This is a genomic window from Streptomyces sp. JNUCC 63, assembly GCF_054366325.1.
Window position 1 is genome coordinate 1,486,911 of the sequence record NZ_CM135963.1, and the last position, 14,801, is coordinate 1,501,711.

The following is a 14,801-nucleotide window of genomic DNA, read 5'->3' on the forward strand; positions in this document are numbered from 1 at the left end:
GCACGACGAGTTACGGCATACCGCCGCTCCGTGGACGGATCCACTCGAACCGGTGAGGGGTCAACGGGGCCCGCACTCCGGGGAGTTGCCTGCGAGGGCCTACTTCTCGACCTCGGCGGCGAGCCTGGCGAGCACGGCGTCGTAGATCCGGCCGAGGCCCTTGGGGGCGAACGTCTTCTCGAAGAAGCCGCCGATGCCGCCGGCACCCTTCCAGGTGGTGGTGACGACGACCCGGGACCTGCCCTCGCCGGCCGGGGTGACGCGCCAGGTGGTGACCATGGAGGAGTTGCGGTCCTTCTCGACGAGCTCGCCGTCGGTCGGCTCACTGACCTCCATCAGGCAGTCGCGGACCCGCTTGCTCGTGGCCTGGAGCTTCCAGCGGACGAGGGTGCCCTCGCCGTCCCCGCCCTCGCGCACCCCGTACTCGCTGAAGTGCTCGGGCAGCAGCTTCGGGCGGGTGCCGCGGTAGTCGGCGAGCGCGTCGAACACCTTCTCCGCGTCGGCGGCGACGACCCGCTCCGTAGTGGCTTCGACCTGCGCCATGACTTCCTCCAGGACATCCGTTCTCGGGCTTGGGGCAAGCCAATCACCCTGCCGCCCGGACCCCAAATCGGAGCCCGGCAAGTGATCGAACCCGGCACCGCGGGCGATCGGGAACGGCACTCGTACGGTCACCCACACGATCAAGGGAACAAATGTTCTATTCTCTGGGCAGTGCTACCGAGGAGGCGCGATGCGCTGGGACAACCCCACCCCGGACTCCGGGGACACCGGCGACACCGGTCACGGCCGGGCCGACGCCGCGCTGTTCGGCGCGGACGCGGTGACCACCCGCACCTTCGACACGCCCGAGTTCCGCGGAATCACCTTCCACGAGGTCCGGGCCCGCTCGATCATCAACCGGGTGCCGGGCGCCTCCCGCATGCCCTTCGAATGGACGGTCAACCCGTACCGCGGTTGCACGCACGCGTGCGTGTACTGCTTCGCCCGCAAGACGCACGGCTATCTGGACCTCGACACGGGCCTCGGCTTCGACACCCAGATCGTCGTCAAGGTGAACGCCCCGGACCTGTTGCGCCGGCAACTGGCCTCGCGCCGCTGGCAGGGCGAGCACATCGCGATGGGCACCAACGTCGACTGCTACCAGCGGGCCGAGGACCGCTACCGGCTGATGCCGGGGATCCTGTCCGCGCTGCGCGACCACGCGAACCCGTTCTCGATCCTCACCAAGGGCACGCTGATCCTGCGCGACCTCGACCTGCTCACGCAGGCGGCCGAGGTCACCGACGTGGGCATCTCCGTCTCCGTCGGCTTCACCGACACCGAGCTGTGGCGCACCGTCGAGCCGGGCACGCCCGCGCCTCAGCGGCGCCTGGACGTGGTCCACGCCCTCGGGGAGCACGGCATCGGCTGCGGGGTGCTGATGGCGCCGGTGATCCCTTTCCTGAGCGACCGTCCGGCCCAACTGCGGTCGGCGGTAAGGGCGATCGCGGCGGCCGGGGCCACGTCCGTCACGCCCCTGGTGCTGCATCTGCGGCCCGGAGCCCGTGAGTGGTTCATGGTCTGGCTCGGGCAGCACCACCCGCACCTGGTGCGCCGCTACGAGCATCTGTACGCCGGGGGCGCCTACGCCCCGAAGTGGTACCAGCGCCAGATCACCCGTCAGGTGCACGAACTGGCACGGGAGTACGGCATCGGACCCACGCGCGCGGGGGCGTCGCGCCGCGTCCGGCCACCCGGGCCGACGCCGCCTCAGATGTCCGAACCGACCCAACTCACGCTTGTTTGAGAGCGTTCGAGGGCACCGCACGGCCCGATTGGGTCAAGATTTGTCAGAACGCGTTCTTCCGGGGGTGCTTTCCGGGACGATGCGGCGAGGATCGCGAGACCCGCGGTCCACAGCCTCTCCGTCCTGGGAGGACGTATGAGAAGAAGCGCTGCCGTGCTGTGCGGTGCCGCCGTGGTCATGGCCGGGTCCCTCACGGCCGTCCCCGCCGAGGCGAGCACGCCGCACCCCGCAGCCGCCGCGAAGGCCGTCAAGGTCACGTGGAAGAAGTGCGGCACCACGGACTACCCGACGCTCCAGTGCGGGTCGGTGAAGGTGCCGCTCGACTACAGACACCCGTCCGGGAAGAAGATCACTCTGGCGCTGTCCCGCGTCCCGCACACCGCGAAGACGTACCAGGGCCCCCTGCTGGTCAACCCCGGCGGCCCCGGCGGCAGCGGTCTGACGCTGGCCGGGTTCGTCGCCTCCTCGCTGCCCAAGTCGGTCGCGGCCCAGTACGACGTCATCGGCTTCGACCCGCGCGGGGTGGGCAAGAGTTCCCCCGCCCTGGACTGCAAGCCGGGCTACTTCAAACCGGTGCGCCCCGACTCGGTGCCGAGCACGCCCGCGATCGAGAAGGCCAACCTCAAGCGCGCGAAGGACTTCGCCGCCGCCTGCGGCAAGAAGTACGCGGGCGTGCTGCCGCACATCAACACGGTCAACGCGGCGACCGACATGGACGCGATCCGGCAGGCCCTCGGCGCGAAGAAGATCAATTACTTCGGTTACTCCTACGGCACCTATCTCGGCGCGGTGTACGCCAAGCTCTACCCGGAGCGGGTGCGCCGGCTCGTCCTGGACTCGATCGTGGACCCGACCGGTGTCTGGTACGACGACAACATCCAGCAGGACTACGCGTTCGAGGGCCGTCAGCACGCCTTCATGGCGTGGATCGCCAAGTACAACTCGACGTACAGGCTGGGCACCGACCCGGCCAAGGTCGAGGCCAAGTGGTACGCGATGCGGGCGGCGCTCGCCAAGAAGCCCGCGGGCGGCAAGGTCGGCGCCTCCGAGCTGGAGGACGTCTTCGTCCCGGGCGGCTACTACAACGGCTACTGGCCCTATCTGGCCCAGGCGTTCGCGGCGTACGCGAACGACAAGAAGACCGGACCGCTCATCGAGGCGTACGACAACTTCGCCGCCGTCGACGCCTCCGGCGACAACGGCTACAGCGTCTACGCCGCGGTGCAGTGCCGTGACGCCGCCTGGCCGCGCGACTGGCGGCAGTGGCGCAAGGACAACTGGGCCGTGCACGACAAGGCGCCGTTCATGGCCTGGAACAACGCCTGGTACAACGCGCCCTGCGCCTTCTGGCCGGTCTCCTCGCAGCGCCCGGTGAACGTCGCCAACAGCAAGCTGCCGCCGGCGCTGCTGTTCCAGGCGACCGACGACGCGGCCACCCCGTACCCGGGCGGCGTCACGGTGCACCGTCTGCTGCGGAACTCCAGCCTGGTCGTCGAGCAGGGTGGCGGCAACCACGGCATCACGCTGAGCGGGAACGCGTGCCTGGACAAGCACCTGGCCGCGTACCTGACCAACGGCAAGGTGCCGCGCGGGCACGGCGTCGCGGACGCGGTGTGCCGGAAGCTGCCCGACCCCAAGCCGCTGAGCACGAAGGCGTCCACCCTGGCGGCCACTTCCGCCTCCGACACCGCGCGCGGCTCGACGCTGCACGACTTCGTCCGCTTCCGCGGCTGAGTCACCCCGCGGGGGCGGGCGTTGTCAGACCCATGGTCCACCATGGACGCATGAGTCAGCCGACCAGGATTCCCGCCCCCGCCGGGGTCGCCCCCGCCGCGCAGTACGCCCACGTCGTCATGGGCACCGGCCGCTTCGTCGCGGTCTCCGGCCAGCTTCCCCTGAACGAGGACGGCGAGCTCGTCGGCGAGGGCGCCCCGGCCGCGCAGGCCCGTCAGGTCTTCGAGAACCTGCGCCGCTGCCTGGCCGCGGCGGGGGCGACCTTCGAGGACGTCGTCAAACTCACCTACTTCGTCACGGACATGGCCCACCTCCCGGCCATCCGCACGGCCCGCGCCACCCACATACCCGACGACCGCCTGCCCGCCTCCTCCGCCGTCCAGGTCGCCGCCCTGGTCCGCCCGGAGTTCCTGATGGAGATCGAGGCGTTCGCGGTGGTGCCCGAGTGACGGACCCACTCATCCGGCGGATGACCCTCGCGGACTGCGGCCGGGTCTCCGAGATCCGCGTGCGCGGCCGGCAGAGCGCCTACCCGGGCCTCATGCCGCAGTCGTACCTCGACACGCTCAGTGTTGAGCAGGACGCCGAGCAATGCCGCACGCGTCTCGCACGGGACGACGGCAGCGTGGTGGACCTGGTCGCCGAACTGGACGGCGAAATCTTCGGCTGGGCGTGCCACGGCCCGTACCGGGACGGTGAAGTCCTCACCGGGGAATCCGAGTTGTACACGCTCTTCGTGGACCCGGCGCGCTGCGGCGGCGGTATCGGGCGCGCGCTGCTGACGGAGGCCGTGCGCAGGTGCACGGCCTCCGGACACATGCGCATGTTCCTGTGGGTCCTGAAGGGGAACACCGGAGCCCGACGCTTCTACGAGCGGGCGGGGTTCCGCGCGGACGGGACCGAGCAGTCCTTCGAGGTGGACGAGGTCGCCGTGCCCGAGGTGCGGTACGTCAGGAGTCTGCCGGCCTGACCGGTCACCGCTGCCCCGGAATCCGCGCCAGCGCCCGCACCGCCGCCTCCGCCAGGGACGGGTGGGCGAGGGCCTCGGTGAGGGCGGGGCGGGCTCGGGGGTCGCCGAGGGTGCCCAGGCCCTCGATGCAGGCGAGGGCCACGCGGCGGTAGGGGTCGTGCGGGCGCAGGCGGCGTTCCAGGGTGGTGACCAGGGCGGGGACGGATTCGGGGGCGCGGAGTTCCACCAGGAGCCGTACCGGGTGCAGGGCGTAGGCGACGCGGAGTTCGTTGGTGGCCAGGGCCGCCGCCGCGCGGGCGGTGCGGGGGTCGCCGAGGCGGGCCAGGGCGTGGGCGGCGGAGGCGCAGCGCTGCTGGTCCCGGTGGTTCAGGAGCAGGACCAGGGACTCGAAGGCCCGCCGGTCGCCGGCCAGGCCCAGCCGGAACGCGGCCAGCTCCCTGGCCCACAGCGGCTGCCCGGGGGCCGTGAGGACCTCGGCCAGCTCGTCCGTGTCCCGGCTGGCGACCAGGTGCTCGTATGCCGCCGACCCGCCCGACTCCTGTCGTAAGCGCTCCGTGAGCGATCGCAACTCTTCGTCCACGACGCCAGCCTAGGCGTGCGACCACCCGAGCGGGACCTACATCACAAACTCAAGGGGGTGGCGCGCTCGTTACCCACAAGTTAAGCTCAGACGAGCGAGTCACCCACTCGCATCGCCTCGCAGTGGCCTGGTGACGCAGCCACCGCGAGTGTTGTCGGTTCGGTACATCAGGTACCGCAGTACGACTCGGCTTCGGGACAGAGCCGGTCGGTTTCGCCGCTTGCCGGGCGCGCAGGCGCCCGTGGCGATCGGCACCGGGCGTGTGCGCTCGCAGCTCGGCACACCCGCACTCCCTTTCTCCCGCACCCGGTGCGCCCCTCGGCGCACCGGGGCGCGTTCCCAGTCGTCACCCTCATTCCTGGAGTCCCGCGATGGCCACTCCCTTCTCCGACACCTCTCTGTCCCCGCTGAAGACGATCGCCGTCGTCGGCCTCGGCACCATGGGCACCGGCATCACCGAGGTCCTCGCCCGGTCCGGCCGCGAGGTCGTCGGCATCGACATCAGCGAGGCCGCGGCCGCGAAGTCCGTCGCCGCCCTGGAGACGTCCACCGCCCGTGCCGTGGAGCGCGGGCGCCTGACCGAGCAGGAGCGCGCGGACGTCCTCGCCCGGGTGCGCACCTCCACCGAGCTGACCGCCGCGGCGGACGCCGACCTGGTCGTCGAGGTGGCGCCGGAGTCGTACGAGATCAAGCAGCAGATCTTCCGGGAGCTGGACGGCATCGTCCGCCCGGAGACGATCCTGGCCACCGGCACCAACGCCCTGTCGGTGACCCGCCTGGCCGCCGACTCCGCCCACCCCGAGCGCGTCCTCGGCCTGCACTTCTTCACCCCGGCGCAGGCCATGAAGCTGGTCGAGGTGGTCTCCTCCGTGCTGACCGCGCCGCAGGCCGTCGCCGCCGTCACCGACCTCGCCCTGGAGCTCGGCAAGGAGCCCGTCGCGGTCGGTGACCGGCCCGGTTTCGTCGCCGACGGGCTGCTGTTCGGCTACCTCAACCAGGCCGCCGCGATGTACGAGGCGAAGTACGCCTCCCGCGAGGACATCGACGCCGCGATGCGGCTCGGCTGCGGCCTGCCGATGGGTCCGCTGGCTCTGCTCGACCTGATCGGCATCGACACCGCGCGTACGGTCCTGGACGCCATGTACGCCGAGTCGCGCGACCGGCTGCACGCCCCCGCGCCGATCCTCAAGCAGCTCAGCGAGGCCGGCCTGACCGGCCGCAAGGCGGGCCGCGGCTTCTACACCTACGAGGCCCCGGGCAGCGGCACCGTCGTGCGGGACGCCCTGACCCCGCCGGCCGGGGACACCCTCACCCCCGGCCGTCCGGTCCGCTCCGTGGGCGTCGCCGGCTCGGGCACCATGGCCTCCGGCATCGCCGAGGTCTTCGCCAAGGCCGGGTACGAGGTCGTGCTCGCCGCCCGCAGCCAGGAGAAGGCACAGGCCGCGAAGGCCCGTATCGGCAAGTCCCTTTCGCGCTCTGTCGACAAGGGACGGCTGACCGCCGAGGCCGCCGCGCAGACCCTGGACCGGATCACGGCGACCGGCTCCTACGACGACTTCGCCGACGTGGACCTGGCCGTGGAGGCCGTCGCCGAGGACCTGGCGGTCAAGCAGCAGCTGTTCGCGACGCTGGACAAGGTCTGCAGGCCGGGCGCGGTGCTGGCCACCACCACCTCCTCGCTCCCCGTGGTCGCCTGCGCCCGCGCCACCTCGCGCCCGCAGGACGTCATCGGCATGCACTTCTTCAACCCGGCGCCGGCGATGAAGCTGGTCGAGGTCGTCCGTACGGTGCTGACGGCGGACGACGTCCACGCGACTGTCCGCGAGGTCTGCGTCAAGATCAAGAAGCACGCCGTCGACTGCGGGGACCGCGCCGGCTTCATCGTCAACGCCCTGCTGTTCCCGTACCTCAACAACGCGATCAAGATGGTGCAGGAGCACTACGCGTCCCTGGACGACATCGACGCGGCGATGAGGCTCGGCGGCGGTTACCCGATGGGCCCCTTCGAGCTGCTGGACGTCGTCGGCCTGGACGTCTCGCTGGCCATCGAGAAGGTGCTGCACCGCGAGTTCCGCGACCCGGGCCTGGCCCCGGCGCCGCTCCTGGAGCACCTGGTGGCCGCGGGCTGCCTCGGCCGCAAGACGGGCCGCGGCTTCCGCGAATATGCCCGCCGCTGAGCGGCCCGGCGACTGGTTCCGAGACGGGCGGGAGTGGGGCGGTCTGCTGGACCCGGCGGCCGCTCCCCCGCCCGCCGAGGACGGGGGGAAGCGGGGACAGGCGCGCCACCCTGCACGGATGCAGTACGTTCGGGTCATGTCCCAGCCCGCCAAGTCCTCACGTACACCAGCCACGCCCGACGCGCCGGAGAGCGCCGCGGGCTCTCGCGCGGCCGCCCAACGGCTCAAGATGCGCCGGGAGCTGGCGGCCGCCGCGATGGAGCTGTTCGCGACCAAGGGGTACGAGGCGACCACGGTCGACGAGATCGCCGCGGCGGCCGGGGTCGCCCGCCGCACCTTCTTCCGTCACTTCCGCTCCAAGGAAGAGGCGATCTTCCCGGACCACGACGACACCCTGATCCGCGCAGAGGCGGTCCTCAATGCCGCCCCCGCGCACGAGCACCCGCTCGACACGGTGTGCCGGGGCATCAAGGAAGTCATGAAGATGTACGCGGCGCAACCGGACATCTCGGTCGCCCGCTACAGGCTGACCCGTGAGGTCCCCACGCTGCGCGAGGCGGAGATCGCCTCGGTGGCCCGCTACGAGCGACTGTTCACGCGCTATCTGCTGGGCCACTTCGACGAGCGCGCGCACGCCGACGACGCGAACGACGATCCGTTGCTCGCGGAGGTCGCCGCCTCGGCCGTGGTCACCGCGCACAACCACGTGCTGCGGCGCTGGCTGCGGGCGGACGGCCAGGGGGACGTGGAGGCGCAGCTGGACCACGCCTTCGCGATCGTCCGCAGGACCTTCGGCAGCGGGATCGGGGCCGGCCGCTCCACGGCGTCGTCGGCGCCCGCCGGCGGTCCCTCCGCGGCGGTGAGCCGGCAGGGCGAGGTCCTGGTGACGGTCGCCCGCACCGACGCTCCGCTGGAGGAGGTCATGCGGACCATCGAGGAGGCACTGAAGGGCCGCTGAGAGCCTTCCGCCGCGCTGCGCGCTGTGTGACAACGGCCACCCCACGGGGTGGCCGTTTTGGCGTGTCAGAGCATCTTTTCGTCCGCCTTTGAAGGGCGATTCGATCGATCATCGCTCATTTGTTACGTAAAGATTTCGCCTGAGCGAAAATTCTGGCACTCAGTGCCTTGCGGGGTGACACGCGGTGTCATACGTTGAAGGTGTCCGGGCGGCCGGCGTGCAGAGACCGTACGCACGCCGGCTGTCCCAGCAAGCCAGGACTGGCCTGCTCGCCCGGACGCCTGCGTCACAGGCACCCTCCCGCGCCACAAAGCGCCGCCGAAGCTCCACCAGCCGAACCGACGGCACACCCTCACCCGATCCTCAGCACCACCGACGTAACCCTCAGCGCCCCTCCCTCAGGGCGCTCATCGCCGGAGGCAACACCGTGACCGTGAAGGACATCCTGGACGCGATCCAGTCGCCCGACTCCACGTCGGAGGACTTCGCCGCTCTGCCGCTCCCCGAGTCGTACCGCGCGATCACCGTGCACAAGGACGAGACGGAGATGTTCGCGGGGCTCGACACCCGCGACAAGGACCCGCGCAAGTCGATCCACCTCGACGACGTGCCGCTGCCCGAACTCGGCCCGGGCGAGGCCCTGGTGGCCGTCATGGCCTCCTCGGTCAACTACAACTCGGTGTGGACCTCGATCTTCGAGCCGCTGCCGACCTTCGGCTTCCTGGAGCGCTACGGCAGGCTCAGCGAGCTCACCAGGCGCCACGACCTGCCGTACCACATCATCGGCTCCGACCTCGCGGGCGTCGTCCTGCGCACCGGCCCCGGCGTCAACGCCTGGAAGCCCGGTGACGAGGTCGTCGCGCACTGCCTGTCCGTCGAGCTGGAGTCGTCCGACGGCCACAACGACACGATGCTCGACCCCGAGCAGCGCATCTGGGGCTTCGAGACCAACTTCGGCGGCCTCGCCGAGATCGCCCTGGTGAAGTCCAACCAGCTGATGCCGAAGCCCGGCCACCTCAGCTGGGAGGAGGCCGCGGCCCCGGGCCTGGTCAACTCCACCGCGTACCGCCAGCTGGTGTCGCGCAACGGCGCCGGCATGAAGCAGGGCGACAACGTGCTCGTCTGGGGCGCGAGCGGCGGCCTCGGCAGTTACGCCACGCAGTTCGCCCTCGCCGGCGGTGCCAACCCCATCTGTGTCGTCTCCAGCGAGCAGAAGGCGGACATCTGCCGGTCCATGGGCGCCGAGGCGATCATCGACCGCACCGCCGAGGACTACAAGTTCTGGAAGGACGAGCACACCCAGGACCCCAGGGAGTGGAAGCGCTTCGGCAAGCGCATCCGCGAGCTCACCGGCGGCGAGGACGTCGACATCGTCTTCGAGCACCCCGGCCGCGAGACCTTCGGTGCCTCGGTGTACGTCACCCGCAAGGGCGGCACCATCGTCACCTGCGCCTCCACCTCGGGCTACAACCACGAGTACGACAACCGCTACCTGTGGATGTCCCTGAAGCGGATCATCGGCTCGCACTTCGCCAACTACCGCGAGGCCTGGGAGGCCAACCGCCTCATCGCCAAGGGCAAGATCCACCCGACGCTGTCCAAGGTCTACTCCCTTCAGGACACCGGGCAGGCGGCGTACGACGTGCACCGCAACCTGCACCAGGGCAAGGTCGGCGTGCTGTGCCTGGCCCCCGAGGAGGGCCTGGGCGTGCGCGACGAGGAGATGCGCGCCAAGCACATCGACGCCATCAACCGCTTCCGGAACATCTGAGAGGCGTACATGAGCGAGCGTCAGCCCTCCGGAGAGCGGAGGGAGAAGGACCGGCCGTGGCTCATGCGGACGTACGCCGGTCACTCCACGGCCGAGGCGTCCAACGAGCTGTACCGGCGCAACCTCGCCAAGGGCCAGACCGGTCTGTCGGTGGCCTTCGACCTGCCGACGCAGACCGGCTACGACTCCGACCACATCCTCGCCCGCGGCGAGGTCGGCCGGGTCGGCGTGCCGATCGCGCACCTGGGTGACATGCGCCGGCTGTTCCAGGACATCCCCCTGGAGCAGATGAACACCTCGATGACGATCAACGCCACGGCCATGTGGCTGCTGGCGCTCTACCAGGTCGTCGCCGAGGAGCAGGGCGCGGACATCACCAAGCTCCAGGGCACGACCCAGAACGACATCGTCAAGGAGTACCTGTCCCGCGGCACGCACGTCTTCCCGCCGGGGCCGAGCCTCCGCCTGACGACGGACATGATCGCGTACACGGTCTCCCACATCCCCAAGTGGAACCCGATCAACATCTGCAGCTACCACCTGCAGGAGGCGGGCGCCACTCCGGTGCAGGAGATCGCGTACGCGATGTCCACCGCGATCGCCGTCCTCGACGCCGTACGGGACTCCGGCCAGGTGCCGCAGGAGCGCATGGGCGACGTGGTGGGCCGCATCTCCTTCTTCGTGAACGCGGGCGTCCGCTTCGTCGAGGAGATGTGCAAGATGCGGGCGTTCGGCCGCATCTGGGACAGGATCACGCGTGAGCGGTACGGCATCGAGAACCCCAAGCACCGCCGCTTCCGCTACGGCGTCCAGGTCAACTCCCTCGGCCTGACCGAGGCCCAGCCGGAGAACAACGTCCAGCGGATCGTCCTTGAGATGCTGGCCGTGACCCTCTCCAAGGACGCACGCGCGCGTGCCGTGCAGCTGCCGGCCTGGAACGAGGCGCTGGGTCTGCCCCGGCCCTGGGACCAGCAGTGGTCGCTGCGCATCCAGCAGGTGCTGGCGTACGAGTCCGATCTGCTGGAGTACGACGACATCTTCGAGGGCTCGAAGGTGATCGAGGCGAAGGTGGACGAGCTGGTCGAGGCGGTGCTCGCCGAGATCGACCACATCCAGGAACTGGGCGGCGCGCTGGCCGCCGTCGAGTCCGGCTACCTGAAGTCGCAGCTGGTCGCCTCGCACGCCGAGCGCCGGGCCCGGATCGAGTCCGGCCAGGAGAAGATCGTCGGCGTCAACATATTCGAGGGCACCGAGCCGAATCCGCTCACGGCCGACCTGGACACCGCGATCCAGACGGTCGACCCGGCGGTCGAGGCGCGCGTGATCGCCTCGCTGCGGAACTGGCGCGACACGCGGTACCAGCCGCCCTTCAACCACCCGCGCCCGTGCAAGGCGCTGGAGCGGCTGAAGGAGGCCGCCAAGAGCACCGACAACCTCATGGAGGCCACCCTGGAGTGCGCCCGCGCGGGTGTCACGACCGGAGAGTGGGCCGGGGCGCTGCGCGAGGTGTTCGGCGAGTTCCGGGCGCCGACCGGTGTGTCGTCCGCGCCGGTGGCCGTGACCGCCGAGGAGGGCTCGGCCCTGTCCGAGGTGCGCCGCAAGGTGGACGCCACCGCCCGGGACCTCGGCGTGGGCAAGCTGCGCTTCCTGGTCGGCAAGCCGGGCCTGGACGGCCACTCCAACGGCGCCGAGCAGATCGCCGTACGGGCCCGTGACGCCGGCTTCGAGGTGGTCTACCAGGGCATCCGGCTCACCCCCGAGCAGATCGTGGACGCGGCCCTCGCCGAGGACGTGCACGCGGTGGGCCTGTCCATCCTCTCCGGCTCGCACGCCCAGCTGGTGCCGGACGTGCTGGAGCGGCTGCGCGAGGCCGGCGCGGCCGACATCCCGGTGATCGCCGGCGGGATCATTCCGAGCGGCGACGCCGAGCAGCTCAGGGCCGCGGGAGTGGCCGCGGTCTTCACCCCGAAGGACTTCGACATCACCGGGATCATCGGCCGTATCGTCGACGAGATCCGCAACGCAAACAAGCTCGACCCCCTGGAGGTCCCCGCATGACGACCACGCCCGTCAACCGCCTTCGCCCGCGGCGCTCCTGCCTGGCCGTACCGGGCTCGAACCCCCGCTTCCTGGAGAAGGCGCAGGGCCTGCCCGCCGACCAGGTCTTCCTGGACCTGGAGGACGCGTGCGCGCCGCTCGCCAAGCCGGAGGCGCGGCACACCATCGTCAAGTTCCTCAACGAGGGCGACTGGACGGGCAAGACCAGGGTGGTCCGCGTCAACGACTGGACGACCGAGTGGACGTACCGGGACGTCGTGACGGTCGTCGAGGGCGCCGGCCCGAACCTCGACTGCATCATGCTGCCGAAGGTGCAGGACGCCTCCCAGGTCGTCGCGCTGGACCTGCTGCTGACCCAGATCGAGAAGACCATGGGCTTCGAGGTCGGCCGGATCGGCATCGAGGCGCAGATCGAGAACGCCCGGGGCCTGAACAACGTCAACGAGATCGCGCAGGCCTCCCCCCGCCTGGAGACGATCATCTTCGGCCCGGCCGACTTCATGGCGTCGATCAACATGAAGTCGCTCGTCGTGGGCGAGCAGCCGCCCGGCTACCCGGCGGACGCCTACCACTACATCCTGATGAAGATCCTGATGGCCGCCCGCGCCAACGACCTCCAGGCGATCGACGGCCCCTACCTGCAGATCCGCAACGTCGACGGCTTCCGCGAGGTGGCCGGCCGCGCCGCCGCGCTCGGCTTCGACGGCAAGTGGGTGCTGCACCCCGGCCAGGTCGACGCCGCCAACGAGGTCTTCTCGCCCTCCCAGGAGGACTACGACCACGCCGAGCTCATCCTGGACGCGTACGAGTACTGCACGTCCGAGGCGGGCGGCAAGAAGGGCTCGGCGATGCTCGGCGACGAGATGATCGACGAGGCCAGCCGCAAGATGGCGCTGGTCATCGCGGGCAAGGGACGCGCGGCCGGCATGCGGCGCACCAGCAAGTTCGAGATGCCCACCGACTAGAAAGGCCCTGAGCGGCATGCAGTTCGGACGCACCTTTGAGGAGTTCGAGGTCGGGGCGGTGTACAAGCACTGGCCGGGCAAGACGGTCACGGAGTACGACGACCACCTGTTCTGTCTCCTCACCATGAACCACCACCCGCTCCACATGGACGTCAACTACGCGGAGAAGACGACGGACTTCGGCAGGAACGTCGTCGTCGGGAACTACATCTACTCCCTTCTGCTCGGCATGTCCGTCCCGGACATCTCCGGCAAGGCGATCGCCAACCTGGAGATCGAGTCGCTCAAGCACGTGGCGCCGACCTTCCACGGCGACACGATCTACGGCGAGACGACGGTGCTGGACAAGTGGCCGTCGAAGTCGAAGAACGACCGCGGGATCGTCTACGTCGAGACCAGGGGCTACAAGCAGGACGGCACGCTCGTGTGCACCTTCCGCCGCAAGGTGATGGTGCCGACCGAGACGTACATCAAGGAGCGCGGCGGCGAGCAGCCCGGCCGCCCGGAACTGAACGCACCTACGGAAAAGACGGAGAAGTAGGCCATGGCCCGACTCGCCCAGACCGCCGGTCTGACCGACGTCCAGCAGGAGATCGTCTCCACCGTCCGGGACTTCGTCGACAAAGAGATCATCCCGGTCGCGACCGAGCTGGAGCACCGCGACGAGTACCCGCAAGCGATCGTGGACGGCCTGAAGGAGCTGGGCCTGTTCGGTCTGATGATCCCCGAGGAGTACGGGGGGCTGGGCGAGTCGCTGCTGACGTACGCGCTGTGCGTGGAGGAGATCGCCCGCGGCTGGATGTCGGTGTCCGGCATCATCAACACGCACTTCATCGTGGCGTACATGCTCAAGCAGCACGGCACGCAGGAGCAGAAGGACTACTTCCTGCCGAAGATGGCACTCGGTGACATCCGGGGCGCGTTCTCGATGTCCGAGCCGGCCCTGGGCTCGGACGTCTCGGCGATCACGTCGAAGGCGGTGAAGGACGGCGACGAGTACGTCCTGGCCGGCCAGAAGATGTGGCTGACCAACGGCGGCACCTCCTCCCTCGTCGCGGTCCTGGTCCGCAGTGACGAGGGTCACCCCGAGGGCACCGCGCCCCACAAGTCCATGACGACCTTCCTGGTGGAGAAGGAGCCCGGCTTCGGTGAGGTCCGTCCCGGCCTGACCATCCCGGGCAAGATCGACAAGATGGGCTACAAGGGCGTCGACACCACCGAGCTGATCATGGACGGGCTGCGCGTCCCGGCCGACCGGGTGCTCGGCGGCGTCACCGGCCGCGGCTTCTACCAGATGATGGACGGCGTCGAGGTCGGCCGCGTCAACGTCGCCGCCCGCGGCTGCGGCGTCGCCCAGCGCGCCTTCGAGCTGGGCGTGCAGTACGCCCAGCAGCGCCACACCTTCGGCAAGCCGATCGCCCAGCACCAGGCCATCCAGTTCAAGCTGGCGGAGATGGCGACCAAGGTCGAGGCGGCGCATGCGATGATGGTGAACGCCGCACGCAAGAAGGACTCCGGTCAGCGCAACGACCTCGAGGCCGGCATGGCGAAGTACCTGGCCTCCGAGTACTGCAAGGAGGTCGTGGAGGACGCCTTCCGCATCCACGGCGGCTACGGCTTCTCCAAGGAGTACGAGATCGAGCGCCTCTACCGCGAGGCCCCGATGCTGCTCATCGGCGAAGGCACCGCCGAGATCCAGAAAATGATCATCGGCCGCAGGCTCCTCGAAGAGTACCGCTTCCAGGGCTGAATGTCCGCGTACGGGGTGTTTTCTTCGAGAAGAAGATCACACCCCGTCA

The 14,801-nt window shown here is 69.8% G+C and carries 13 protein-coding genes; 11 read left to right on the forward strand and 2 right to left on the reverse strand.

Annotated elements, in window-relative coordinates; genetic code table 11:
• Positions 1-99: 99 nt before the first annotated feature.
• The gene (locus ACX25U_RS06715; RefSeq protein ID WP_454389607.1) at positions 100-543 is read right to left on the reverse strand and encodes an SRPBCC family protein; all 444 of its coding nucleotides are present in this window, start codon (positions 541-543) and stop codon (positions 100-102) included.
• Between the two features lie 190 nt (positions 544-733).
• Between ACX25U_RS06715 and ACX25U_RS06720 the strand changes: the two genes are divergently transcribed.
• The 4 genes from ACX25U_RS06720 to ACX25U_RS06735 all read left to right on the forward strand — a co-directional run bounded on the left by ACX25U_RS06720 (position 734) and on the right by ACX25U_RS06735 (position 4,493).
• A complete protein-coding gene (locus ACX25U_RS06720; protein ID WP_454389608.1) occupies positions 734-1,789 on the forward strand; it encodes an Rv2578c family radical SAM protein in 1,056 nt (351 codons plus the stop codon).
• Positions 1,790-1,924: 135 nt separating this feature from the next.
• Positions 1,925-3,523: an alpha/beta hydrolase gene (locus tag ACX25U_RS06725; RefSeq protein WP_454389609.1), complete on the forward strand. Its 1,599-nt coding sequence runs from the start codon at positions 1,925-1,927 to the stop codon at positions 3,521-3,523.
• Between the two features lie 50 nt (positions 3,524-3,573).
• Positions 3,574-3,972 (forward strand): RidA family protein, encoded by a 399-nt coding sequence (locus ACX25U_RS06730; RefSeq protein ID WP_454389610.1) that lies wholly within the window; start codon positions 3,574-3,576, stop codon positions 3,970-3,972.
• Positions 3,973-3,992: 20 nt separating this feature from the next.
• On the forward strand, positions 3,993-4,493 hold the full coding sequence (locus ACX25U_RS06735) for an N-acetyltransferase family protein (protein WP_454394136.1): 501 nt from the start codon (positions 3,993-3,995) through the stop codon (positions 4,491-4,493).
• Positions 4,494-4,497: 4 nt separating this feature from the next.
• On the opposite strand, the gene ACX25U_RS06740 is transcribed toward ACX25U_RS06735, so the two are convergent.
• Positions 4,498-5,073 (reverse strand): adenylosuccinate lyase, encoded by a 576-nt coding sequence (locus ACX25U_RS06740; RefSeq protein ID WP_454389611.1) that lies wholly within the window; start codon positions 5,071-5,073, stop codon positions 4,498-4,500.
• Positions 5,074-5,444: 371 nt separating this feature from the next.
• Here ACX25U_RS06740 and ACX25U_RS06745 point away from each other — a divergent pair, with 371 nt between their 5' ends.
• From ACX25U_RS06745 to ACX25U_RS06775, 7 genes are all read left to right on the forward strand, one after another.
• Positions 5,445-7,250, forward strand: a complete 1,806-nt coding sequence (locus ACX25U_RS06745) for a 3-hydroxyacyl-CoA dehydrogenase family protein (protein WP_454389612.1) — start codon at positions 5,445-5,447, stop codon at positions 7,248-7,250.
• A 118-nt stretch (positions 7,251-7,368) separates the two neighbouring features.
• Entirely contained in the window at positions 7,369-8,208 is an 840-nt protein-coding gene (locus tag ACX25U_RS06750) for a TetR family transcriptional regulator (protein ID WP_454389613.1), read from the forward strand.
• Between the two features lie 433 nt (positions 8,209-8,641).
• Complete coding sequence (gene ccrA, locus ACX25U_RS06755) at positions 8,642-9,979, forward strand: crotonyl-CoA carboxylase/reductase (protein WP_454394138.1); 1,338 nt, start codon at positions 8,642-8,644, stop codon at positions 9,977-9,979.
• A 9-nt stretch (positions 9,980-9,988) separates the two neighbouring features.
• Positions 9,989-12,037, forward strand: coding sequence for a protein meaA (locus ACX25U_RS06760; RefSeq protein ID WP_454389614.1), 2,049 nt, complete (start codon positions 9,989-9,991; stop codon positions 12,035-12,037).
• A complete protein-coding gene (locus ACX25U_RS06765) occupies positions 12,034-13,002 on the forward strand; it encodes an HpcH/HpaI aldolase/citrate lyase family protein (protein WP_454389615.1) in 969 nt (322 codons plus the stop codon). Before ACX25U_RS06760 ends, ACX25U_RS06765 begins: the two co-directional genes overlap by 4 nt.
• A gap of 16 nt (positions 13,003-13,018) precedes the next feature.
• Complete coding sequence (locus ACX25U_RS06770) at positions 13,019-13,543, forward strand: MaoC family dehydratase (RefSeq protein WP_454389616.1); 525 nt, start codon at positions 13,019-13,021, stop codon at positions 13,541-13,543.
• A 3-nt stretch (positions 13,544-13,546) separates the two neighbouring features.
• Complete coding sequence (locus ACX25U_RS06775) at positions 13,547-14,752, forward strand: acyl-CoA dehydrogenase family protein (RefSeq protein ID WP_454389617.1); 1,206 nt, start codon at positions 13,547-13,549, stop codon at positions 14,750-14,752.
• The last annotated feature ends 49 nt before the right edge of the window (positions 14,753-14,801 follow it).

Coding starts and splice junctions, on each gene's coding strand:
- ACX25U_RS06715 (WP_454389607.1), bottom strand. CDS start 543: ATGGCGCAGGTCGAAGCCACTACGGAGCGGGTCGTCGCCGCCGACGCG.
- ACX25U_RS06745 (WP_454389612.1), top strand. CDS start 5,445: ATGGCCACTCCCTTCTCCGACACCTCTCTGTCCCCGCTGAAGACGATC.
- ACX25U_RS06750 (WP_454389613.1), top strand. CDS start 7,369: ATGCAGTACGTTCGGGTCATGTCCCAGCCCGCCAAGTCCTCACGTACA.
- ACX25U_RS06765 (WP_454389615.1), top strand. CDS start 12,034: ATGACGACCACGCCCGTCAACCGCCTTCGCCCGCGGCGCTCCTGCCTG.
- ACX25U_RS06730 (WP_454389610.1), top strand. CDS start 3,574: ATGAGTCAGCCGACCAGGATTCCCGCCCCCGCCGGGGTCGCCCCCGCC.
- ACX25U_RS06735 (WP_454394136.1), top strand. CDS start 3,993: ATGACCCTCGCGGACTGCGGCCGGGTCTCCGAGATCCGCGTGCGCGGC.
- ACX25U_RS06720 (WP_454389608.1), top strand. CDS start 734: ATGCGCTGGGACAACCCCACCCCGGACTCCGGGGACACCGGCGACACC.
- ACX25U_RS06770 (WP_454389616.1), top strand. CDS start 13,019: ATGCAGTTCGGACGCACCTTTGAGGAGTTCGAGGTCGGGGCGGTGTAC.
- ACX25U_RS06775 (WP_454389617.1), top strand. CDS start 13,547: ATGGCCCGACTCGCCCAGACCGCCGGTCTGACCGACGTCCAGCAGGAG.
- ACX25U_RS06725 (WP_454389609.1), top strand. CDS start 1,925: ATGAGAAGAAGCGCTGCCGTGCTGTGCGGTGCCGCCGTGGTCATGGCC.
- ACX25U_RS06760 (WP_454389614.1), top strand. CDS start 9,989: ATGAGCGAGCGTCAGCCCTCCGGAGAGCGGAGGGAGAAGGACCGGCCG.